The sequence below is a fragment of the Streptomyces auratus genome, from assembly GCF_050433025.1.
GTDB classification, from domain to species: Bacteria; Actinomycetota; Actinomycetes; order Streptomycetales; family Streptomycetaceae; genus Streptomyces; species Streptomyces sioyaensis.
Window position 1 is genome coordinate 672,729 of record NZ_JBNGCB010000001.1, and the last position, 22,674, is coordinate 695,402.

The following is a 22,674-nucleotide window of genomic DNA, read 5'->3' on the forward strand; positions in this document are numbered from 1 at the left end:
CCCAGAGCTGCGCACCGCCGCGGTCGTCGGCACCGGCCTCATCGGCACCTCCGTCGCCCTCGCCCTCACGGCACGGGGCGTGACCACCTACCTCATCGACCGGGACGAGGCCGCGGCCCGCACCGCCGCCGCACTGGGGGCCGGCACGTTCGGCGCTCCCCCGGCGCCGGTGGACCTCGCGGTGCTCGCGGTGCCGCCGGCGAAGGTGGCGGAGGTGCTGGAGGAGCACCAGAAGGACGGTCTGGCGCAGGCGTACACCGATGTGGCCAGCGTGAAGGGCCGCCCCCAGGCCGACTTGACGGCCCGCGGGTGCGATCCGACCTCGTTCGTCGGCGGCCATCCCATGGCGGGACGGGAGCGCTCGGGCCCGCGGGCGAGCCGGGCGGACCTCTTCGACGGGCGGCCCTGGGTGCTCACGCCGCATCCGGCGACCCGGACCGCGGTGCTGCGCCGTGGACTGGAGCTGGTCCGGCTGTGCGGCGCGGTGCCCGTCGTGCTGGGTCCGGAGGCGCATGACCGCGCCGTCGCGCTGGTCTCCCATGTGCCGCATCTTCTCGCCACGCTGATGGCGGCCCGGCTGTGCGACGGCGAGGACTTCGCGGTACGGCTCGCCGGCCAGGGACTGCGCGATGTCACCCGGATCGCCGCGGGCGACGCCGGTCTGTGGACGGACATCCTCGCGACCAATGCGGAGGCCGTGGCGGAAATCCTGGGCGAGGTCGCCAAGGACCTCGACGCGGTGCTGGGGGCGCTGCGCACACTGGCCGTGGCTCCCGCCGGTCCGGCGCGGTCCCGCCCCGCCGCGGAACTGACCGCTCTGCTGCGTCGGGGCAACACGGGGCATGCCAGGATCCCCGGCAAACACGGCGGAACTGCCCTACCATACTCATCAGTTCGGGTCGTCCTGCGGGACCGGGCGAACGAGCTGGCCCGGCTGCTGGCCGACGCTTCGCTGACGGGGGCGAACATCGAGGACATCCGCCTTGAGCACGCGACCAACAAGGACGCGGGCCTGGTGGAACTCCTCGTGGCAGGCGAGTCGGCCGGCCGGCTCGCGGCCGATCTCACGCGCCGCGAGTGGACCGTCCACGTCTAGGGGGTGTCGTTTGGATCAGGGCGGATCAGGGAGCGGGGTCTGGTGCGTGCGATCGCAAGGCGGAGGAGGGAGTCGACGCGGAGCGTCGGCGAGTGACGACAACGCGGCGAGCGTGCGTGCCAGACCCCGCGAGCCCGCCATGATCCGAACGACACCCCCTAGCGGTACACGGCATCCGAACGACGGCGGGCCGAACGGGCCTTGGCGAGCGAATCCAGGAGTGCGACTGTGCGGGCAGCAGTGATGTTCGGGGCAGGGGACGTCCAGGTGAGGGAGGTGCCCGACGCCCGGCTCGACCGGCCGACCGACGCGTTGGTGAAGGTCACCCATGCCGCGATCTGCGGAAGCGACCTCTGGCGCTACCAGAAGCTCGCGCCGACGCCGGACGGCGTCCGGCTCGGGCACGAATTCCTCGGGGTGGTCGAGGAAACCGGCGCGGAGGTCACCTCCGTACGCCCCGGCGACCTGGTACTCGCCCCCTTCAAGTGGTCCGACGGCAGCTGCGAGTTCTGCCGTGCGGGGCTGCACAACTCGTGCCTGAACGGCGGGTTCTGGGGCGGGGCACTGGACGGCGGCCAGGGCGAGCGGGTGCGGGTGCCGCAGGCGGACGGCACGCTCGTCCCGCTGCCGATGGAGCCGGACGACCCACGGGTACCGGCGGTCCTGGCGCTGGCCGATGTGCTGTGCACGGGGCATCACGCCGCCCTTTCCGCGCGGGTGGGTCCGGACAGCACCGTCGCCGTGATCGGTGACGGCGCGGTCGGACTGTGTGCGGTACTGGCCGCCGCCCGGCTGGGCGCGCCGCGCATCATCGTGCTGGGTCGGCATCCGCGGCGTACCGATCTGGCCCGCCAGTACGGCGCCGTCGAGGTGGTGGCGGAGCGCGGCGCGGCGGCCGTCGAGCGGGTCAAGGAGCTCACCGGCGGTCATGGCGCGGACGCGGTGCTGGAGTGCGTCGGGACCGGCGCGGCGCTGCGGGACGCCCTCGACATGACGCGTCCCGGTGGCGCCGTGGGCTATGTGGGCGTGCCGCAGGACGGCGAGGGCGTCGACGTACGGCGGTTCTACCGCCGCAACATCACGCTCTCCGGCGGGGTCACCCCGGCCCGTGCCTATATCCCCGAGCTCCTGCCCGATGTGCTGTCCGGGCGGCTCGACGCCGCTGCCGTCTTCGACCGCACCGTCGGGCTGGACGGGGTTCCGGACGGCTACAAAGCGATGGCCGCGCGTGAGGCGCTGAAGGTGCTCATCCGTCCCTGAGTGCCCGGGCGCTCGTGAGCCCCGCTTCCCTTGCCGTACCGGGAAGCGGGGCTCACGAGCTCGTGGGGCCGCAGCGCACGCCCCAGATGTCAGGACGAGAGCTCTCCGTCGAACACGGTCACCGCGTGGCCCAGCAGCGTGACCCGGTCGTCGCTCAGCTCGACGCCCACCCGCCCGCCGCGCGCCGACAGTTGCACACCGGTCAGCGCGGTACGCCCCAGCCGGCCGGCCCAGTGCGGTGCGAGGACGCAGTGGGCGGCACCGGTGACCGGGTCCTCGGGGATGCCGGCGGCGGGGGCGAAGACCCGGGAGACGAAGTCGTGGTCGTCGCCCTCCGGGGCACCGGCGGTCACGATCACCGCCCGTCCGCTGAACCCGGCCAGCGCGGCGATGTCCGGGGCCAGATCGCGCACCGCGTCCGCCTTCGGCAGCTCCACGAGCAGATCGTGCCGGGCCCGGCCCGTCCACACCGGCTCGGCCCCGAGGACCTCGGCGAGCCGGGACGGCACGGGGGTGGCGGTCGGCGGGTCCGCGGGGAAGTCCAGGGTGAGGGCGCCCTGGTGGTGTCGGCGGGCGGTCAGCACTCCACTGAGGGTCTCGAAATGCAGATCCGTGTCAGGGGCCGCGTGCTGGATCCCGTAGAGGATGTGGGCGGTGGCCAGCGTGGCATGGCCGCACAGATCGACCTCCACGGTCGGGGTGAACCACCGCAGTCCGTAGGTATTTTCCCCTGCGGGATGGACAAAGGCCGTTTCCGACAGGTTGAGTTCGGCGGCGACCCGCTGCATCCAGGCGGCGTCGGCCGGTTCGTCCAGCAGACAGACGCCGGCGGGGTTCCCGGCGAACGGCCGGTCGGTGAAGGCATCGACGATGAAGGCACGCATACCTCCGACGCTACTGTCGGCGGGCCGTCCCGAGGGAAACGGGTACCGGTTGGCGCTCTTCGGACCGCATCCCGGAGCCCAACGGGGCAGGGGCAACGGTCCGAGAGGAGGGTGTCCGCCGCCCTCGCGATCATTAGGATTCATCACCGATCGTTGTACAGGACAGCAACCGGCCCCGCCTCGTCCAGGCGGCGGTCCCAGGGCGCACCGGCGTCCGGAAGGGCAGGGATGGACAGCACTGAGGCCAAGGTCCCGCCGTTGCTCCTCGCGGTGCTCATCTCGCTGAGCGTGGGCGGGCTGATGTCCTCGGACATCAACCTTCCGGGGCTGGCGCAGACCGCCCACGCCCTGGGCACGTCCGTTTCGGCGGTGCAGGCGACGTTCAGCCCCTACCTCGTGGGACTGCTCGTGGCGCAACTGCTGTACGGACCCTGGTCCGACGCCCTCGGCCGACGGCGCCTGGTCATCGGCGGCTTCTCGCTCTACGCGGTGGCCTCGCTGGCCTGCGCGCTGTCGCCGAACATCGCCGTCTTCGCCGCGGCGCGGCTGCTCCAGGCGCTCGGCGCGGGTGCGGGACTCGTCCTGGCCCGCGCCATCGTCGGCGATCTGTACGGCCAGCAGACCGCGGCCCGCGTCTTCACCACGATCATGCCGGTGGTCGGCGCCTCACCAGCCATTTCCCCGCTGATGGGCGGCTATCTGACCACCCTTCTGTCGTGGCGCTCCCCCTTCTTCCTGACGGCCCTGATCGCGTTGGCCACCGTGCTCGCCGTCGTCCTCCGGGTGCCGGAGTCGCTGCCGCCGGAGCGCCGGGCGCGGCGGCTGCGGACGACGGTGGGGAACTACCGGCATCTGCTGGTGAGCGCCAAGTTCTGGGGCTTCGGCCTCAACCTGGGCATGGGGTACGCGGTGTACACCGGCTATCTGGTCGCCTCCCCGGTGATCTTCCAGCGCCTGGGCATGAGCACCGAGATCAACGGCTACTGCTACATCAGCATCGCTGCCGCCTACATCGCGGGAAACCTGCTGTCCCGTCGTCTGGTCGCGCGGCACTCGATCGACCGGCTGCTCGTCCGGGGCCATCTGATCTTCTCCAGCGGTGCGTTGGTGCTGCTGGCGCTGGGGCTGACCGATCCGCAGACGCCGTGGCCGCTGCTGGTCCTGATGACGGCGGTGACCATCGGCAACGGCTTCCTGTTCCCGATGTCCGTGGCGGGCGGGGTGACCTCGTTCTCCGCCATGGCGGGCGCGGCCTCCGGTCTGCTGGGGGCGGTGCAGATGGCCGGCGGCAGCTTCGCGTCACTTCTCGTGAGCAGGATTCCGCCGGATGTCCGCTCCTTCTCGATTCTGGTGGCGGTCTTCGCCTTCACGGGCCTGATCGCCTTCCACTCCCTGCGGGCCTTTTCCGCCCGCCCCACCACCGGGTCCGGCGCGGTCCAGGAGGCACCTGCCGCGCCCGTGACCTCCGCAACCCCGAACGAAGACTGAGGAGAAACACCGATGGGTCAGGTCTCTCGCCGGCTGGAAGAACTCGGGCTGACGTTGCCTCCGCTGCTGCCGAAGCTGGCGAATTATGTGCCGGCGAAGACGGTCGGCGAGCTGGTCTTCGTCTCCGGCCACGGTCCGCTCAACCCCGACGGTTCGGTGAAGTACCGGGGCCGGCTGGGCGCGGACTTCACGGTGGACGACGGCAAGGAAGCCGCCCGGCTCGTCACGATGAACATCCTCTCCGCCCTCCAGGCCGAGCTCGGTGACCTCGACCGCATCCGGGAGTTCGTCAAGCTTCTGGTCATGGTGCAGTCGGCGCCCGATTTCCAGGAACAGCATGTGGTCGCGGAGGGCGCCTCGGATCTGCTCATTGAGGTCTTCGGGCCCGAGTGCGGCTCTCACGCCCGTTCGGCCGTCGGCATGATGAGCCTGCCGTTCGGCATCGCGGTCGAGATCGAGGCCGTGGTACGCATCGCTCCCTGAGCGGCCCTGCGGTGCCCCGGCCGGGTGCGTGCTCCGCACCTGACCGCCCCGGCCGGGCCTGCCCGCCGTTCGGGTGAGCGGTGCGGGCCGAGCGGAACCCCGGCCGCTGCCGCGCGGGTGCCGCCCCGGGAGCGGCGCGGGCGCTAGGGGCCCGCGGTCGCGCGGCGGTCTCCTGGCGGGCGAAGGCGCCGGGCCTCTCATAGATTGGCCGGGTGGGGGCCGTGAGCGGGCGGAGATGGGGCAGGAGCGCGTGCGGAGACCGGAGCTCGACCATGCGGCGCTGTTCGCCGCGACCCCCAGCGCGTGCCTGGTCCTCGATCCGGATCTGGTGATCGTGGACGTCAATGAGGCGTACCTCCAGGCGACCGGCCGGACCCGGGACGATCTGCTGGGACAGTTCGTCTTCGACGCCTTTCCGGACAACCCCGCGGACCCCGATGCCGAGGGGGTGCAGAACCTGTATCCCTCGCTGCGCCGCGTACTGGCCACCGGGGAGCCGGACACGATGGCGGTCCAGCGGTACGACATCCCCCTTGCCGACCGGCCGGGGGACTTCGAGGAGCGCTGGTGGTCCACGATCAACACCCCGGTCCCCGGAGCGGACGGCAGGGTGGCGTGGATCATCCACCGGGTGGAGGACGTGACCGCCTTCGTCCTCTCCCGCCGTTCGCGCCGGCTGCCCGGCGGGCGGCTGAGCGAGCGCGAGGAGGCGATGGAGGCCGAGCTGTACGTCCGAGCACGGGCGCTGCAACACCTCAACGAGGAGCTGCGCCGGGCCCACGCCCGCGAACGCCAGGTGGCCCTCACCCTGCAGGAGGCGATGCTCCACTCCCCGGACCTCGCCCGGCACCGCGACATCGCCGTGCGCTATCTCCCCGCCATCGGGTCGCTGAACATCTGCGGTGACTGGTACGACATCGTCGACCTCCCCGGCGGCGGATTCGCGGTCGCGGTCGGCGACGTCGTCGGTCACGGGCTGGAAGCCGCCGCCGTCATGGGCATGCTCCGCAGCGCCCTCAGCGCTGCCGACCGCTCGGTCGTCGGCCCCGCCCAGGCCCTGAAGGTGCTGGGACTGTACGCCCGGTCCGTCGACAAGGCCCTGGCCACCACCGTCGTCCAGGCGCTGATCGATGTCGCCGGCCGCCAACTCACCTACAGCAGCGCCGGTCACCCCCCGCCCGTCCTGCTGCACCCCGACGGCAGCCACGACCTCCTGGACCAGGCCACCGACCCGCCCCTGGGCGCCCACCCCGAACATGTGCCCCGCGTGCAGGCCCATGTGCCGTACACGCCCGGCGACACCCTCGTCCTCTACACCGACGGGCTGATCGAACGCCGCGACGAGGACATCGACGTCAGCCTGACCCGCCTGACCGACGCCCTCGCCCCGATCAGCAGGCTCAGCCCGGAACGCCTCGCCGACGCGCTGCTGGCCCGCCTCGGCGTCAGTGCGGGCGCCCCCGACGACATCGCCCTTGTCATCGTCCGGCTGTAGCCCCTATCCGGCGTGAACTGCACACGCAATTACGGCAGTTGAGGCCAAGCCGGATGCCCACCGCCCGGGAGCGCGGGAGTCACCGCTCCTGTTCCACCAATCGCTTCAGCTGCTGGAGGTCGGTCCGCAGGCCCCGTTCGATCGCGGCTGCCTGGGCGAACCCCTGGGGTCCGCCGAAGGCCTCCTTGACCGTGCCCGGGTCGTACTCGAACCGGGCCTGGAGCCGGGTGTGCTCCTGGTCGAGGGGCAGCAGCGAGAAGGTACCCGCCAGTTCGGGTCCGCTGGTGGTGTGCCACCTCATGACGTTTTCCGTGCTGTCGTCGGTGATCTGGACGTCGCACTCCTTCGCCTGGCCGCCCGCGTCGAGGTCCAGATGCGTCCGGTCCGTCCCCTGCGACCGGGCCTCGCGGACACCGTCGACGCACTGCGGATAGGTCTCCGCGCGGTGGAGGCAGTCCCAGGCCGTTTCGAGGGGAACGCTGATGTCGATGTGTTCTTCGAGAGTGCTCATCGCGCACCTCTCAGCTCGGTTCACGGCTACCACTCCAGGGTGCTCCGGGCGGGAGCCGGAAGCGACCCGGCCCGAGGGTGTCCGGTGCCGCCGGGGCGGGCCGGGTGGCGGTCGGCGGTCCGGCCGCGGGGCCGGTCTACGGTGGCCCGGTGACAGGGAGTGCACAGAAGCGGGAGTGCCGTCGCGATCTGTGGGCGGTTGCGGGTGCGGTCGCTCTGTTCGTGCTGGCAGCAGTGGTCGGGCGGGTCCTCAACCGGACCGTTTACGGGGCCGAGGGAATTCTGCGGCTGGAGTGGCCACCGCTGTACGCCTGGTGGCTGCCGCACGTCGGCCCCGGCACTCCGGCGGCGGTGGCCGTGGCCGCGCTGGTGGTGGTGCAGGGGCCGGCGGCCGCGCGACGGCTGCCGTGGCGGGTGCTGGTGGCGGCCGTATGGGGCGCGGCGATGGCCTGGACCTGGTCGCTCGCGCTGGTCGACGGATGGGGCCGGGGCGTCGCCGAGCGGCTGACCACCAGCCTGGAGTATCTGCAGTCGGTGGACCGGGTCCGTCACCTGGGCGCTTTTCTGCGCGACTTCACCCACCACATCCTGGTCGGCTCGCCGGACCTCTGGCCGGCGCATGTGGCCGGTCATCCGCCGGGGGCGCTGCTGACGTTCGTCGGGCTGGACCGGATCGGGCTGGGCGGCGGCGCCTGGGCCGCCGCCTGGTGCATCACCGTGGGGTCCTCGCTCACCGCGGCCGTCATGGTGACCGTCCGCGTGCTGTGCGGTGAGGCACTGGCGCGCCGGGCCGCCCCGTTCCTCGTCCTCGCGCCGGCCGCGGTATGGATCGGGGTCAGCGCCGACGGCTACTTCGCGGGCGTCGCCGCCTGGGCCGTCGCCCTGCTGGCCCTGGCGGCCACCCGCCGTACCCGGACGCCCCGGCTGGCCGCGCTGGGCGCGGGGCTGCTGCTCGGCTGGGCCTGGTACCTCTCCTACGGCCTGACGGTGCTCGTCGTGCTCGCGGCCGCGGTGCTGCTGCTCGCGCGCTCGGCCCGCCCGCTGCCTTATCTGGGTGCGGGCGTCCTGGTGTGGGTGGTGGCCTTCACCTGGGGCGGGTTCTGGTGGCCGGACGGCTATACGACGCTGGTCGAGCGGTACTACCAAGGTGCCGCGAAGGTACGCCCGTACGGCTACTTCCTGTGGGCGAACCTCGCGGCCCAGGTGGCGAGCGTGGGTTCGGCGACCGTCGCCGGTCTGCGCCGGGCCGCCGGTGCGGTGTGGCCGGCGGTGCGCGGGACGCGGCGCGCGGCGCCGGCCGGTCGGGGCGCCCTTGCCGTCCTGGTCGCGGCGGGGCTGGGCATGGTGCTGCTCGCGGATGTGTCCGGCATGAGCAAGGCGGAGACCGAACGGATCTGGCTGCCCTTCGCGGTGTGGCTGCTGCCTGCGTGTGCCCTGCTGCCGGCCCGCACCCACCGCTGCTGGCTGGCCGCGCAGGCCGTCCTCGCCCTGTTGGTCAACCATCTGCTGCTGACCGGCTGGTGAGCGGGCGCGGCGGCGGTGCGCAGTCGCGGTGGCGGCACGGCTTCGCGGGTCCCCAGGGCCCGCGGCCGTACGCGTCTGCCCCTCCTGGCGGCGGAGCCGGGGCGCACGCCCTACTCCGGCGCCTACTCCGGCGCCTTCTGCTGCGACAGCGGGATGTCGTCCCATTCGGCGGTGAGCCGGTCGATCACCTCGACCACCCCGTCCACGCTTTCGCACATCCGCACGGCGATGGGGACCAGGCTGGTGCGGTCCAAGGTGCCGGTGAGGGTCACCGTGCCATTGGAGACATCGACCGTGACCGTGGACGGTGGCACCCCGAGCGTGCGCGTGAGCACCTCCTCCAGCACTTCTTCCTGGATGGCGCGGTCGCGGCGCAGGAACAGCCGCACGAGGTCGCTGCGGCTGATCACGCCGATCAGCCGGCCGGCGTCATCGATCACGGGCAGCCGCTTGACCTTCTTCCGCTCCATGAGCTTGGCCGCCTCCACGACGCTCCATCCGGGCCGGGCCACCACGGCGGGGCTCGTCATGATCGCTTCGGCGGTGGTCGACCCGAGCTTCGCGATCTGCCGGCGCAGCAGATCGGCCTCGGATACCACCCCCACCACCTGCTCGTCCTCGTCGACGACGGGGACAGCGGTGATCTCGTATTCGTCGAGCAGACGGGCAATCTCCTTGAACGTCGTGCCCCGTTGGACGACGACGGCATGGGGAGTCATCAGGTCTGCCACACAGCGGTGCCTCATTTTCGGCCAGTCCCTCCGGGTCTGCCCGGGCCGTCTCTGGTGACGCCACGGGCGGGTCATCCGGTACTGCCAAGCCTGCCTCGCGAGGGGCGGGCCTGCCGCGCACCGGTGCAACATGAAGTGGGGTGAAGGGGCCCGGGGAGGCGGAACCGTCCCGGGCCCGGGGTGATCGCGGGGCCGTTGTCAGCCGACCCCGGCGGCCGGGCAACGGCACGGTGTGCAGCGCGAGAGGCACGGGCCGTGAGGGCCGAAGCCCGTTCCGTCCCGCGTGCGGCCCCTCCGGCGTCGGGGGCCGGAGGCCGGCGGTCCGGTGCCGTGCTCGCCGCGCTCAGTCATGCGCGCCGTGCTCAGTCATGCTCGCCGCGCTCAGTCATGGGGAACCACGGCGACCGGGCAGGCCACGTGGTGGATGGCGGCGTGCGCCACCGGTCCGACGCGCGGTGCGAGGAGCGGACGGTGCAGCCGGCGGCCGACGGCCAGGAGCTCGGCCCCGAAGACCGTCTGGACCAGGGCGCGGGTCGGACTCTCCGGGAGGACGGTCTGCTGGACCAGCACCTCGGGAAACCGCTCACGCCACGGGCGGATGGCGTCCCGCAGCTCGATGTCCGCCTCTTTGGTGAGTTCCTTCTCGGCATCGGGGTCGATGCCCCAGGGGGTGTAGGCATGCACGGGCAGCGGGCGCCCGTGGACGGCCTGCAGGGGAAGGCCACGGCTCGCCGCGGCGTCGAAGGCGAAGGCGAGCAGCCGCTCGCAGGGCCCGCGGAGGCCGAGGCCGACGACCACCCGGGCGTCGGGAGCCGGCGTGCTGTCGTCCGCGCGTTCCTGACCTGGCGGTTTCGCCCGGTCGCCGGCCCGGACGAGGATGACCGGTCCCTTCGCCCGGCCCACCACGTCCAAACTGACGTCCCCGAGCACATAGCTCTCCCAGACCCCTAGGGCCCGCGAACCGAGCACGAGCATCTGCGACTCGGCGGCCGCCTGCAGCAGCGCCGCCTCGGCCTCGGACCCCACCAGATCCTCGATGATCTGCAGCCCCGGGTGGCGCGTACGTACCTCGTCCCGGGCCCGGCGCACGATCTGCCGGGCGCCGGCGTTCTGGTCACGGTCCGCGGGGGTGTCCGGCGCCTCGGCGGCCAGCAGTATCCAGGCATGGAGCAGCCGCAGGACCGACTGCCGCCGGTCCGCTTCGTCAGCCGCCCAGTGCGCGGCCGCCAGGCTCTCCGGCGAGCCGTCGAGCCCGGCGGTGATGATTTCCGGCTCCATGGCTGTCCTTCTTTCGCGCTCCGAGGTCCGACCGCACCGGCCCGTCCGGGCGACCGCGGCGGTCCGGTGGGAGGTAGCTGCCTGCCCCACGGAAAGGCGGCGTACGGGTGCGACGGGGCAGTGGATCGCCCATCGGTGCTCCTCCTCGGCGGGTGCCCGCGGGGCCGGGCGACGTGCCCACCCCGACTACCGAGCCTGCTGGATGCCCCGGCCCGGCACCAAGGAGTCGATGGGCGCTGCAAGCAGACCGAACGGCCCGCCGACGGCCTGCCATATGGCCCTTGACCGGACGAGCCGTACCCGCTCTGCCATGCCGCGCCGGACGACGTCAGGACCGTCGGGCCGGACGACCTCATGCCCCTCGGGCCGCACCGGCCGCGGTGTGCACCTCTCCGCCTCGGTCATGACGCCTCCAGAGGTACGACGTCCGGCCCCTGTCCCCATCGTGGCCCCTCGTGCAGGGGCGTGCCAGGCCACCCGGTCGCGGGCCGGGTTCGGCCACCACGCAAGGCACACCGGGGCGGCGCAAGAGGTGCCGCATCCGGTGCGCGCACGGGCGGAGGGGCGGCACCTTCCCGGTGCGCGGAGGGGCGGGCGCCTTCCCGGTGCACGGAGTGCCGGCCCCGCGACGGGGTACCCGGTTCGGAGAGGCGGGCGGGGGCCCGTCGCCGTCGGCAGGAGGGGAACCGCATGGCCATCGCCAAGACCGGCATCCTGGTACTGGATTGCACGGAGCCCGCGCCACTGGCGGACTTCTATGCGCAATTCCTCGGCGGAGAAGCGCGGATCGGGAGCAGCCCGGACTACATCGAGGTCGTGGAGGGCGGCCGGATCCACCTCGCGATTCGGCGGGACCCGGGCGCGGCACCGCCCAGTTGGCCCCGCCCTGACGACTCACAACAGGCTCATCTGCACTTCCTCGTCCCTGAGGACAACATGGACGAGGCCGAGCGCGAAGCCGTCGCGCTCGGCGCTCGGCCGCTGGAGACCCGCGAGAACCACGGGCCCTACGACGCCCGCCGCTATGCGGATCCCGCGGGCCACCCCTTCGTCCTCGCCGCGAGCGAGGGGCACGCGCTGGGGCAGGCGAACTGAACGAGCCCTCGACCGGCGGCGGACCGGAACAGCCGGGGACGGCGGGAGAAGCACGTCCCCGCATCGGCAACGGCCCGGCGGATCACCGTTTCGGATGATCCGCCGGGCCGTGTGCCGTTATCCGGGCCGGGCGCCGCTCTCCGGGCCGGGCGCCGTTCTCCGGGGCCGTCCCGTCAGACGGCGGCGCGCTGCTCCTTGCGGCGGCGCAGCACCAGGAACGTGCCGGTCACGCCGCCCGCCACCACGGCCGCGCCGAGGGCGACCGGGAGTACGGCAGAGCCGGCGGAGTCACCGGCCGCGGCGGTGTTCTGCATCGCCGGGCCCGGGTCGATGGTCGTGGCGACCGGTGCGACACTCCGCACCGGGCCGACCGACTTGACCGAGCCGTCGGTGTTGAGGAGCACCTGCTTGTTGTTCGGGTGCCGGAAGTCGAACATGCCGTTCAGCGAGCCCGCCCGGGCGTCGAAGGACGCATCGCCGATCTGCCCGGTGTGCCAGTTGTGCTCGATGAACTTGATGATCGAGGTCTGCTCGGTCCGGGTGTGGTCGATCTTGTTGACCTTGCTGTACGGGGAGATCACCAGCAGCGGCTGCCGGGTGCCGGGACCGCAGCGGTCCTGGTAGCCGCCGGCGGCCGCGGGGCCCGCCTGGCAGGCCGGGCTGTCGGTGGCCTTGCCGTTGGAGCCGGTGCTGGTGTCCTTGGAGCCGTTGCGCGGCTTGACGAAGGTGTGGTCGTACCAGCCGTCGGAGTCGTCATAGGCGAGGACGACGGCGGTGTCCTTCCACTGCGGCGACTGCTGGATGCGGTTGATCTGCTGGACCAGGAAGTGCTGTTCGTCGATCGGGTCGGAGTAAGCGGCGTGCGCGTCCTGGTACGCGGGGGCCTTGAGGAAGCTGACGGCCGGCAGCTTGCCCGCCTTGAGCACGGCGTCGAAGTCGCTCAGGTCGTAGTTGTGGTTAGCCTGCCCGGCGTGGCCGACCTCGTCGACGCTCTTCGGCGGCAGGTGGTGCGGGTTGGACGTCGACTTGTAGTACTCGAACGGCGAGTGGTGCGGGCTGTAGTCGACGACCGCCGCTCCCCCGATGTTGGCGTGGGTGGTTCCGCGGCACTTGGCGTAGTGCCCCGCCTGGCCGTCCCACGCGGTGCTGGGCCGGAAGCCGCCCTGGAACCAACCCCAGCTGACATGACGGGAGTTGAGCACGTCACCGATGTTGCGCCCCTGCATCGCGGCGAGCGCGTCCTTGCCGGTGTGGTCCTTGTTGGAGCAGTCGTCGTAGGCCGGATCCGGGTCCTCGACCATGGTGCCGACGCCCTTGGCGTCCGGCGACTGCACGGTGTGCGGATCGGGCTTGTCGGTCTGCTGGGGGTGCTCCGTGCCGGAGGCCGGGTCCATGGAGACGACCCCGTGCGTCTGCCCGGAGATCAGGTTGATCGCGCCCGGTGACGAGGGGCCGTAGACCGAGCTGAAGGAGCGGTCGTTGAGGGAGTAGTGCTGGGCGTAGTTCCACATGCCGGTGACGGTGTTGCCGTCGTAGTAGTCCATCACCAGTCCGGGCTCGCCGTAGAGCCCGCCGGAGCACTTGCCGGAGTCGGTGTTCTCGACGAACTTGTCGGCCTTGCCGCCGTTGTACGCATACTGCTCGGGCCCGTAGTCGTGGGTCTGGTCGCAGGTCAGGGCCTGCTCAGGGGTGAGCCGCTTGGGTGCGTACTGGTTGGGGTTGTGCTTGAGCAGCCCCGCGGTGCGCAGGTTGTCGATGTCCCGGGGAGTGCGCGGCGAGGGGGTGAACTTGGTGCCGTCGGTGTTGGCGGCCTTCGGGTACGTCGCGAAGTAGTGGTCGAACGAGATGTTCTCGTCGAAGAGCACGACCACGTGCTTGATGGGCGTGGCCGTGTGGGAGGAGTCGGGCGCTCCGGCCGCCGCCCATGCGGGCGCGCCGCCGCCCAGGGCCGCGAGGGCCGCGGCACCCGTGAGGGCCCCCAGACTCCGTATCGTTGCTCGTCTTCCCCTACTGGCCATGCTGGTTCACCCTCCGGGCAGGGACGTGTCGGTGCCGTACGGCCGGGATGCTCTGCCGGTCGGACGGCGGTACGGCAGAGCCATGATGGCCTGAGAGTGAACACTCGGTCAGGTATCCCAGGCCAAACCTTGACCGCGTGTTGACCCTTCGGGCGCGGAGGCGGCCGCCGGTCATGCCAGCAAGGCCCGGCCGTACCAGTCCGCTTCGCCGCGGACGCCGGGCAGCGCGAAGAAGTATCCGCCCCCGAAGGGCCTGATGTAGTCCGTCAGCGGCTCGCCGGCCAGCCTGCGTTGCACGGTCTCGAACTGGCGGGCAAGGTCCTGCTGGTAGCAGCAGAACAGCAGGCCCATGTCGAGGTTGCCGTTGCTGTCCGTCCCGCTGTCGTAGTTGTAGGCACGGCGCAGGAGGCGCTGGTCGTCAGTGGCCGCGGTCCGTGGATTGGCCAGCCGGATATGGCTGTCCAGGGGGATCACCTCGCCCTTGGGGTCGCCGGGATAGTGCGGTGTGTCGTGTTCGGCGTCGCCGTCCAGCGGTGCCCCGGTCTCCCGGGCGCGGCCGAACATCCGCTCCTGTTCGGTCAGCGACACCCGGTCCCAGAACTCCACCAGCATGCGGATCAGACGCACCACTTGGTAGCTTCCGCCGACCGCCCAGTCCGGCTCGCCCGCGCCCCGCCGCACCCACACCAGGCGGTCCATCTCGCGGGCGGAGCGGGCGTCCGGGTTCGCCGTACCGTCCTTGAACCCCAGGAGATTGCGGGGCGTCCCGGACGGCCGGGGCGGGCTGGTGAAGCCGTCCAGCCGCCAGCGCACCTGCATACCGCCCCGGGTGTGCCGGGCGAGGTCGCGCAGGGCGTGCAGCACGGTGTCCGTATCGTCCGCGCACAGCTGGATGCTCAGGTCGCCGTGGCACCACTCGGCCCGGAGGTCGTCGTCGGGGAAGGAGGGCATGGTGGTCAGGTGGCGCGGCGCCCGGCCGTGCAGCCCGAACCTTTCGTCGAAGAGGGCCGCGCCCACGCCGACCGTCACCGACAGCGCGCCGGCGGGGACCTGCGGCCCCAGGAGGCCCGAGTCGGCGGGCGGGCCGGTGACGCCGACCGGTGCCGGCAGTCCGCCGCCGGTCAGGAAGCGGGCCCGGTCCGTGACGGTGCGCAGCAGGTCGGCCAGTTCGCGGCGGTCCCCGGCGGTCACGTCGAACGCGGTGAACGCGGTGACCCGGCGGGGCGGCGCGAGCACCGACGCCTGACGGGGGCCGTGGAACGGAACCGGGAGCGCGGCTTCCGCCAGCAGTCCCGGGCCCGGCACCGGCACCGTCGCGCCGGCCGCCGGCAGGCCGTCGCCGGCCGCCGCGCCGCCGGCCGCGAGACCGGCCCCGGCCAGCGCGGCACCCCGCAGGAATCCCCGTCGCCCGACACCGTTCATGCCCCTCACACCGTTCTCCGCGCATCGCACAGCGTCGCCACCGACGCCAGTCGTTCCACCAGATCTCCGAGCGCCGCGTCGACACGCTCCCGCCGGGCCCGGTCCAGCTGGGCCGGCGAGGTCCACCGGCCGCCGCGCCGGAAGCCGTCGAGCAGCCGCTGCGTGCGGTCCAGTTCGTCCTCCAGCTGCCGCAGACCGGGGTAGCGGGTGACCAGCAGGGGGCGCAGCCGGCTGAGGACGGCGCGGGTTCCGTCGAGGTTGGCGCGTGCGGTGGCGAGGTTGCTGCCGCTGCCGTAGTCGGTCCGCCCGGTCAGCTCGAACTCGATGGTGTTCTCCAGGATTTCGTGCGCCCGCAGGCCGAGGTCCGCCGGGTCCATCCGCTCCTGCGCCCAGTCGTCCCGGAGCTTGCCCACGGAGGCGACGAGCGCGGCGGCCGGTGCGCGCAGGGTGGCGGCCGACTGCCCGTGCCACAGCCCGTATTCGATGCGGTGGAAGCCGGTGAACGCGGGGTCCCGGTCGCCCTTCGGCAGACCGGCGCCGGTGCCGTTGATCTTCTGGTCCGCGTCGCCGAAGGTGCCGTACGCCGCGCCCAGCCGTTCATAGGCGAGGTGGGCGGGCAGCCAGGCGTTCCGGGCGCCCGCGAGGTCCCCGCGGGCGACGGCGTCCCGTAGCGTCCCGGTCCGGCCGACGAGGTCGTCCAGGCCGCGCCCGACCCACTTCTGGTAGTCCAGGGCCGGGGGAATCAGGTCGTGCTGGGTGAGCGGGGCCGCCGCCGGGCCCGCGGGGCCGCCGCCGTCGATCCGGACCGTGGGCCCGGTGACCGCGTCGGCATCGTCCGGCAGGCACATGAACGCGTAGGACCCCTGGCCCAGCCGGACCCGCAGCTGACGGGTGGTCCCGGGGCCGACCCCCTCCACCTCGCCGTAAACCGCCCCGTTCCGCGGGGACTTGAGGTAGACCTCGGCCGCGGTGTCGGAGGTGTTGTGCAGCTCGAAGACCTGCGTCCCGGGGCGGGGGTGTGCCCAGCCCCGGCCGCAACCGCTCGGCGAGACCTCGACGGTGGTGTGCGGCAGCCCGTCCGCCGCGGCCCGGCCGTCCCCCGCCGCGTCCCCCGGGCCGTCGGCCAGGACCAGCGTCACCAGCACGCCGGCGACCAGGAGCGCACCCCCGATGCCCCGCACACGGGCGGACCGCAGCCATGGGGGGCCGGATCGTGGCACTACCGGCCTCCCGGGGCTTGTTCACAGCACGCGCGCGCGTACCTGGTGCGGGCAGAACAGGGCCTCGGTCCCGGCGCGTCCACCTGCCGTGCCCGACGGCAACGCTGCACATGCTAAGCAGCGCACGCCGCCCGAACGCCCATTCCCCCGAAGAGATGCCAGAACTTCCCGCGTGGTTCACCGGGGCGTCGCCGTAGGCCGTCGTCCGGCGGGGCACGGCGGTGCATCCGTCCGTTCCGCTGGACACCCCTTGACCTGCCTGAACGATGCGGACCGTGAGAGACCGCCCACGAGCGTCCTCGGCGCCTCGGCACCGCCACCGCCGCAGCCCTCAGGCGAAGAGCATCGACACCACGCCGAACCTGGACCTGCGGGACCGGGAGGAGGGCACGTACGACGACGCCAGACGCCGGACCACCCGATTGGCCCAATGCTCCATGTGCCCGGGCGGGGCCGGGAGCCGCCGGGAATGGCGGGACACGGTGCACTCGTCGGGCCCCTTCCCCGACCGGGCGGAAAGGCCATTCGGGGCCTTCCTGTGTTTCGATCCTTGGGAGGAAATAGGCGCTTTTCTGCCCGCGGCCCCGTTGCTGCCGTGCACAGGCGCCTTGCTGTCTTCGCAGGCGGTGAATCCGCTCGCGCCCTTCTCACTTCGGGAGTGCGATATGGAATCCGGCGCCAACGTCTGGAACTGCCCATTCGACTATGCCGAGGCTCTTGAATTCGACCCCACCCTCAAGCGCCTGCTGACCGAGGAACCGGTCGCCCGCATCCGGCTGCCGTACGGGGAGGGCGAGGCGTGGCTCGTCACCCGGTACGAGGACGTCCGCACGGTGACCACCGACCGGCGCTTCAGCCGCAGTGCCATCATCGGGCGGGACTTCCCCCGTATGACGCCCGAACCGATCGTCCAGGACGAGGCGATCAATGTGATGGACCCGCCCGCCAGCAGCCGCTTGCGGAGCCTGGTCTCCAAGGCCTTCGCGCCGCGTCAAGTGGAGCGCATGCGGGCCCGCACCCGGCATGTCGTGGACGAGCTGCTGGACCGGATGGCCAAGCACGGCTCGCCCGCGGACCTGATGGAGAGCCTGGCCTCCCCGCTGCCGCTGACCACGATCTGCGAGGTGCTCGACATCCCCGAGGGCGACCGCGCCCAGTTGCGCGCGCACGCCCGGACGATGATGAACGTCAGCCTCGACAACCGGGACAAGGCCGTGCGGGCCAAGGCGGAGATGCGCGGCTACTTCAAGACGCTGACCGCGAAGCGTCGTCAGCACCCGGGAGACGACCTGATCAGCGCGCTGGCCACCGCGCGCGACGGCGACGAGGTCCTGGGCGACCAGGAACTCACCGTCATGGCCATGGTGCTGCTCATCACCGGCCAGGACACCACCACCTACGAAATCGGCAACCTCGCGTACACGCTGCTGACGCGGCCCGACGAACTGGCCATGCTGCGCTCCCGCCCCGAGATGCTGCCGCAGGCGATGGAAGAGATGCTGCGGTTCATTCCGTTCCGCAAGGGCGTCGGCATCCCCCGGGTCGCCACCGAGGACGTGGAGCTGAGCGGGGTGACGATCCGCGCCGGGGACATCGTGCACGTCTCCTACCTGACGGCCAACCGGGACCCCCGGAAGTTCGACCGGCCCGACGAGTTGGATCTGGACCGTGACAAGCCGTCCCACATGACCTTCGGCTGGGGCGGGCACCACTGCCTCGGCGCCCCGCTCGCGTTCACGGAGCTCGAAGTCGCCCTCGGGTCGCTGCTGGAGCGCTTCCCGGAGCTGCGGCTCGCTAAGGCGCCCGAGGACGTGCGCTGGAACACGACCTCGATCTGGCGCTATCCACTGGAGTTGCCGGTCGCCTGGTGAGGGTGGCCGGCGCAGCGAAATGCGGATCCCACCCGGCTGGCGTACGGTTACTAGTCGGAAAGATGATCCATCTGCACGGGGAGAGGTCATTCTTCGACTGGCCCGCCAATTCTCTACAAGAGTCGTCAACCCCGGGCCTTTGGGCCCGCCAACGGTTCCTTTGCCCGTTCGACCAGGCACCGTCCCGCGGCGGGTCCCACCGGCCGAATTCGACTCGCATTCTGCGAGGGGAATTGCACAACGGCGGTCCCTGGTCTGCAAGGAGTGCATCCCATGGCGGTTCTGTGCAAACCTGCAATAGCGGTCCCTGAATACGTCATCACCCAAGAGGACACCCTCGAACTCGCACGACGGCTGCACAAGGACCACTCGCAGCTGAAACTGGTGCTCCGGCTGATCGAGCACACCGGTGTCCTCAAACGGCATTTGATCCAGCCGATCGACAAGGTGCTCAAGCACCCGGGCCTCGATGCCCGCAACGCGGTGTACGAGGAGGAGTCCAAGGCCCGTGTCCCCGCGGTGGTGCGCACGGCACTCGACCAGGCCCAACTGGAGCCGCAACAGATCGACCTGATCGTCTATGTGTCCTGCACCGGCTTCATGATGCCGGCGCTGAGCGCATGGCTCATCAACACCCTGGGCTTCCGGCCGGAGACCCGGCAGATACCGATCGCCCAGCTCGGCTGTGCCGCGGGCGGCGCCGCAATCAACCGGGCCCATGACTTCTGCACGGCGTACCCCGACGCCAACGTGCTGATCGTGGCGTGCGAGTTCTGCTCGCTGTGCTACCAGCCCACGGACCTGGGAGTGGGCTCGCTGCTGTCGAACGGCTTGTTCGGGGACGCGGTCGCCGCCGCCGTGGTGCGGGGGAACGGGGGCACCGGCGTCAACCTGGAGCGCAACAGCTCGTACCTGATCCCGAACACCGAGGACTGGATCTCCTACGCGGTGCGCTCCACGGGATTCCACTTCCAGTTGGACAAGCGGGTGCCCGGCACCATGAAGCCGCTCGCCCCCGCCCTGCGCACCGTGGCGGAGCAGCACGAATGGAACGCGGGCGACCTGGACTTCTACATCGTCCATGCGGGCGGCCCGCGCATTCTGGACGACCTGTGCCACTTCCTCGACGTACCGCCGGAGGCCTTCCGTTTCAGCCGTGCGACGCTCACCGAGTACGGCAACATCGCCAGCGCGGTGATCCTCGACGCCCTTGGCCGGATGTTCGACGAAGCCTCGGCGCTCGACGGGCAGCGCGGTCTGCTGGCGGGCTTCGGGCCCGGCATCACCGCCGAGATCGCCCTGGGCACGTGGACCTCGGCCCCGGCGACGGCCAGGTGAGCGCGTGTGCTCGGTGCGCCCGGTGACCCGCCGGGCGCACCGGGCGGTCCGCTTCCGCTGCGGCCGGACGCCCCGGGAGCGGGTGCGGGCCCCGGGGCCGCGGGCGCGGGCCCCGGTGGCGGCGGGCGGGAGCGTGCCAGCAATTGGCACATACGTCTCTTTTGCGTTGAATGGGAATATCTTTACAGATATGTCGGCACGCTTTATGCAGAAGAAGAAGGCGGCTTGCCTCCATCACGGCAGGTGAGAGGGCCTGCGAGGCAATTTCCGGGCAATCACGGGCCGCTCCGGGAGTGGGCCGCAACGCGAGGAGAAGAAGACCATGGCACGTGCAGTGGGTATTGACCTCGGTACGACGAACTCGGTGGTCAGTGTGCTGGAGGGCGGCGAGCCCACGGTGATCACCAACGCCGAGGGCGCCCGGACCACCCCGTCGGTGGTGGGCTTCGCCAAGGGCGGGGATGTGCTGGTGGGCGAGGTCGCCAAGCGGCAGGCCGTGACCAACGTGGACCGCACCGCGCGCTCGGTCAAGCGCCACATGGGCGAGGCGGAGTGGCGCTTCCCGGACAGCGGCGACATCGACGGCAAGCGCTACACCGCACAGGAGATCTCCGCGCGGGTGCTGCAGAAGCTCAAGCGCGATGCCGAGGAGTACCTGGGCGAGGACGTGACCGATGCCGTCGTGACCGTTCCGGCGTACTTCAACGACGCCCAGCGCACCGCCACCAAGGAGGCCGGGGAGATCGCGGGCCTGAAGGTGCTGCGGATCGTCAACGAGCCGACCGCCGCCGCCCTGGCCTACGGCCTCGACAAGGAGAACGACCAGACCATCCTGGTCTTCGACCTCGGTGGCGGTACCTTCGACGTCTCGCTGCTGGAGATCGGCGACGGCGTCGTCGAGGTGAAGGCCACCAACGGCGACACCCACCTGGGCGGCGACGACTGGGACCAGCGGATCGTCGATCACCTGACCAAGCAGTTCAAGAACGCGTACGGCATCGACCTGTCCCAGGACAAGATGGCCACCCAGCGGCTGCGGGAGGCCGCCGAGAAGGCGAAGATCGAGCTGTCGGCGGCGACCGAGACCACGATCAATCTGCCGTATCTGAGCGCGACGGCCGACGGCCCGCTGCACCTCGACGAGAAGCTCACCCGCTCCCAGTTCGAGCAGCTGACCAGCGACCTGCTGGAGCGCTGCAAGACGCCGTTCCACAATGCCGTGAAGGACGCCGGGATCAAGATCGGCGACGTCAATCACGTGATCCTGGTCGGCGGCTCGACCCGGATGCCCGCGGTGACCGAGCTGGTCAAGGAGCTGACCGGCAAGGACCCGCACAAGGGCGTCAACCCGGACGAGGTCGTCGCCATCGGCGCCACCCTCCAGGCCGGTGTCCTCAAGGGTGAGGTCAAGGACGTCCTCCTGCTGGACGTCACCCCGCTGTCCCTCGGCATCGAGACCAAGGGCGGCATCATGACCAAGCTCCTGGAACGCAACACCACGATCCCGACCAAGCGCTCCGAGATCTTCACGACGGCCGAGGACAACCAGCCGTCCGTGCAGATCCAGGTCTACCAGGGCGAGCGCGAGATCGCGGCGTACAACAAGAAGCTCGGGATGTTCCAGCTGACGGGTCTGCCCCCGGCCCCGCGCGGGGTCCCGCAGATCGAGGTCTCCTTCGACATCGACGCCAACGGCATCATGCACGTCACGGCCAAGGACCTCGGCACCGGCAAGGAGCAGAAGATGACCGTCACCGGCGGCTCCTCGCTGCCGAAGGACGACATCGACCGGATGGTCCGCGACGCCGAGCACCACGCCGAGGAGGACCGCCGCAAGCGGGAGACCGCGGAGACCCGCAACCAGGGCGAGCAGCTCGTCTACCAGACCGAGAAGTTCCTCAAGGACAACGAGGGCAAGGTCCCCGGCGAGATCAAGACCGAGGTCGAGACCGCGGTCGGCGAGCTGAAGGAGAAGCTCAAGAACGCGCCCGCCGACGGCGACAACACCGCCGAGATCCGCACCGCCACCGAGAAGCTCGCGGCCGTCTCCCAGAAGCTGGGCCAGGCGATGTACGCCGACGCCCAGGCGCAGTCCCAGGGCTCCGGGCCGACCGCCGAGGGCTCCGGCGAGGGCGGTTCGGGAGCCGCCGGCGGCGAGCAGGACGACGTCGTCGACGCGGAGATCGTGGATGACGACAAGCAGGAGGGAAGCGCACGATGAACCGCCCGCCCCATGTCCGTGGCCTCCCCCACCCTCCGCTGGCGCTCGTCGGACACGGGCCGGAGGATAGCCCCGGGCCGGTCCCGCACCGTGCCACCGACGGGAAGGAGCCGGCCGAGCGGGACACCGGCAGCCCGTCCGGCGAGGCCCGGGGCGCCGAGCGGCCGGTTCCGCCGGAGGCGGCGCTCCACGCCGAACTCCGGGAGCGGACGGCCGATCTGCAGCGGCTGAAGGCCGAGTTCGACAATTACCGCAAGCGGGTGCACCGCGACCGTCTGGCGGTGGGCGAGATCGCCGTCGCCAATGTGCTGAGCCGGTTGCTTCCGGTGCTCGACTCGCTGGCCGAGGCCACCGAGCGCGGCGAGGTGACCGGCGGCTTCCAGCGCATCGCCGAGGCGCTGCACACCGAACTGGCGGCGCTGGGCCTCCAGCCGGTCGGCACGGCGGGCGCCCCCTTCGACCCGCAGATCCACGAGGCCCTCACCTTCACCCCCGACGAGCGGCTCGATCGTGCCGTGTGTACCGAGATCCTCCGTCAGGGCTACCTGGTCGGCGACCATCTGCTGCGCCCCGCACAGGTGGCCGTCGCCGGGCAGCCCCCGGCGGACTAGAGCGCCCGCCGCAGGCGGGATAGCAGGGGGATAACCGCCTGTCACCGCGCGCACGGGAGACAACCGCCCGTCACCGCACGGGCATTGCAACTGACGGCCCGTCACCTTACTCTTCCGTCACACCCCCAC

The 22,674-nt window shown here is 71.5% G+C and carries 18 protein-coding genes; 11 read left to right on the top strand and 7 right to left on the bottom strand.

The annotated features are described in order from the left end of the window. Nucleotides 1-7: 7 nt before the first annotated feature. Together BKA18_RS02695 and BKA18_RS02700 are read left to right on the top strand one after the other, a co-directional pair. The gene (locus tag BKA18_RS02695; protein WP_429638370.1) at nt 8-1,096 is read left to right on the top strand and encodes a prephenate dehydrogenase; all 1,089 of its coding nucleotides are present in this window, start codon (nt 8-10) and stop codon (nt 1,094-1,096) included. A 228-nt stretch (nt 1,097-1,324) separates the two neighbouring features. Beyond that, nucleotides 1,325-2,356 (top strand): zinc-binding dehydrogenase, encoded by a 1,032-nt coding sequence (locus tag BKA18_RS02700; protein WP_429638124.1) that lies wholly within the window; start codon nt 1,325-1,327, stop codon nt 2,354-2,356. A gap of 89 nt (nt 2,357-2,445) precedes the next feature. Here BKA18_RS02700 and BKA18_RS02705 read toward each other — a convergent pair whose 3' ends face one another. Further along, complete coding sequence (locus tag BKA18_RS02705; RefSeq protein ID WP_366045929.1) at nt 2,446-3,240, bottom strand: PhzF family phenazine biosynthesis protein; 795 nt, start codon at nt 3,238-3,240, stop codon at nt 2,446-2,448. A gap of 228 nt (nt 3,241-3,468) precedes the next feature. On the opposite strand from BKA18_RS02705, the gene BKA18_RS02710 reads away from it, so the two are divergent. The 3 genes from BKA18_RS02710 to BKA18_RS02720 all read left to right on the top strand — a co-directional run bounded on the left by BKA18_RS02710 (nt 3,469) and on the right by BKA18_RS02720 (nt 6,706). Then, nucleotides 3,469-4,728, top strand: coding sequence for a multidrug effflux MFS transporter (locus BKA18_RS02710; protein WP_366045930.1), 1,260 nt, complete (start codon nt 3,469-3,471; stop codon nt 4,726-4,728). Nucleotides 4,729-4,740: 12 nt separating this feature from the next. Then, nucleotides 4,741-5,211 carry a RidA family protein gene (locus tag BKA18_RS02715; RefSeq protein ID WP_366045931.1) on the top strand — a complete coding sequence of 157 codons (471 nt, stop codon included), beginning with the start codon at nt 4,741-4,743 and terminating at the stop codon, nt 5,209-5,211. A gap of 235 nt (nt 5,212-5,446) precedes the next feature. After that, nucleotides 5,447-6,706 carry a PP2C family protein-serine/threonine phosphatase gene (locus tag BKA18_RS02720; RefSeq protein ID WP_366045932.1) on the top strand — a complete coding sequence of 420 codons (1,260 nt, stop codon included), beginning with the start codon at nt 5,447-5,449 and terminating at the stop codon, nt 6,704-6,706. 79 nt (nt 6,707-6,785) lie between these two features. Here BKA18_RS02720 and BKA18_RS02725 read toward each other — a convergent pair whose 3' ends face one another. After that, a complete protein-coding gene (locus BKA18_RS02725) occupies nt 6,786-7,217 on the bottom strand; it encodes an SRPBCC family protein (protein WP_366045933.1) in 432 nt (143 codons plus the stop codon). A gap of 77 nt (nt 7,218-7,294) precedes the next feature. Between BKA18_RS02725 and BKA18_RS02730 the strand changes: the two genes are divergently transcribed. Then, a complete protein-coding gene (locus BKA18_RS02730) occupies nt 7,295-8,740 on the top strand; it encodes a hypothetical protein (RefSeq protein ID WP_429638126.1) in 1,446 nt (481 codons plus the stop codon). Nucleotides 8,741-8,862: 122 nt separating this feature from the next. On the opposite strand, the gene BKA18_RS02735 is transcribed toward BKA18_RS02730, so the two are convergent. Together BKA18_RS02735 and BKA18_RS02740 are read right to left on the bottom strand one after the other, a co-directional pair. Then, nucleotides 8,863-9,486: a CBS domain-containing protein gene (locus tag BKA18_RS02735; protein WP_366045934.1), complete on the bottom strand. Its 624-nt coding sequence runs from the start codon at nt 9,484-9,486 to the stop codon at nt 8,863-8,865. Between the two features lie 366 nt (nt 9,487-9,852). Further along, complete coding sequence (locus tag BKA18_RS02740; RefSeq protein WP_366045935.1) at nt 9,853-10,749, bottom strand: universal stress protein; 897 nt, start codon at nt 10,747-10,749, stop codon at nt 9,853-9,855. 690 nt (nt 10,750-11,439) lie between these two features. Here BKA18_RS02740 and BKA18_RS02745 point away from each other — a divergent pair. Next, entirely contained in the window at nt 11,440-11,844 is a 405-nt protein-coding gene (locus tag BKA18_RS02745; protein WP_366045936.1) for a VOC family protein, read from the top strand. A gap of 173 nt (nt 11,845-12,017) precedes the next feature. Here the strand turns inward: BKA18_RS02745 and BKA18_RS02750 are convergent, their stop codons facing one another. From BKA18_RS02750 to BKA18_RS02760, 3 genes are all read right to left on the bottom strand, one after another. Then, nucleotides 12,018-13,862, bottom strand: coding sequence for a phospholipase C (locus BKA18_RS02750; RefSeq protein ID WP_366045937.1), 1,845 nt, complete (start codon nt 13,860-13,862; stop codon nt 12,018-12,020). Nucleotides 13,863-14,033: 171 nt separating this feature from the next. After that, nucleotides 14,034-15,284, bottom strand: coding sequence for an iron uptake transporter deferrochelatase/peroxidase subunit (gene efeB, locus BKA18_RS02755; RefSeq protein WP_366045938.1), 1,251 nt, complete (start codon nt 15,282-15,284; stop codon nt 14,034-14,036). 5 nt (nt 15,285-15,289) lie between these two features. Then, nucleotides 15,290-16,465 carry an EfeM/EfeO family lipoprotein gene (locus tag BKA18_RS02760; RefSeq protein WP_366045939.1) on the bottom strand — a complete coding sequence of 392 codons (1,176 nt, stop codon included), beginning with the start codon at nt 16,463-16,465 and terminating at the stop codon, nt 15,290-15,292. Between the two features lie 704 nt (nt 16,466-17,169). Between BKA18_RS02760 and BKA18_RS02765 the strand changes: the two genes are divergently transcribed. The 4 genes from BKA18_RS02765 to grpE all read left to right on the top strand — a co-directional run bounded on the left by BKA18_RS02765 (nt 17,170) and on the right by grpE (nt 22,545). Further along, nucleotides 17,170-18,375 carry a cytochrome P450 gene (locus BKA18_RS02765; protein ID WP_366045940.1) on the top strand — a complete coding sequence of 402 codons (1,206 nt, stop codon included), beginning with the start codon at nt 17,170-17,172 and terminating at the stop codon, nt 18,373-18,375. A gap of 273 nt (nt 18,376-18,648) precedes the next feature. Further along, nucleotides 18,649-19,713, top strand: a complete 1,065-nt coding sequence (locus tag BKA18_RS02770; protein WP_366045941.1) for a type III polyketide synthase — start codon at nt 18,649-18,651, stop codon at nt 19,711-19,713. Nucleotides 19,714-20,035: 322 nt separating this feature from the next. Continuing rightward, a complete protein-coding gene (gene dnaK, locus BKA18_RS02775) occupies nt 20,036-21,934 on the top strand; it encodes a molecular chaperone DnaK (RefSeq protein ID WP_366045942.1) in 1,899 nt (632 codons plus the stop codon). After that, nucleotides 21,931-22,545, top strand: a complete 615-nt coding sequence (gene grpE / locus BKA18_RS02780) for a nucleotide exchange factor GrpE (RefSeq protein ID WP_366045943.1) — start codon at nt 21,931-21,933, stop codon at nt 22,543-22,545. The genes dnaK and grpE overlap by 4 nt, the downstream gene beginning before the upstream one ends. Nucleotides 22,546-22,674 lie beyond the last annotated feature (129 nt).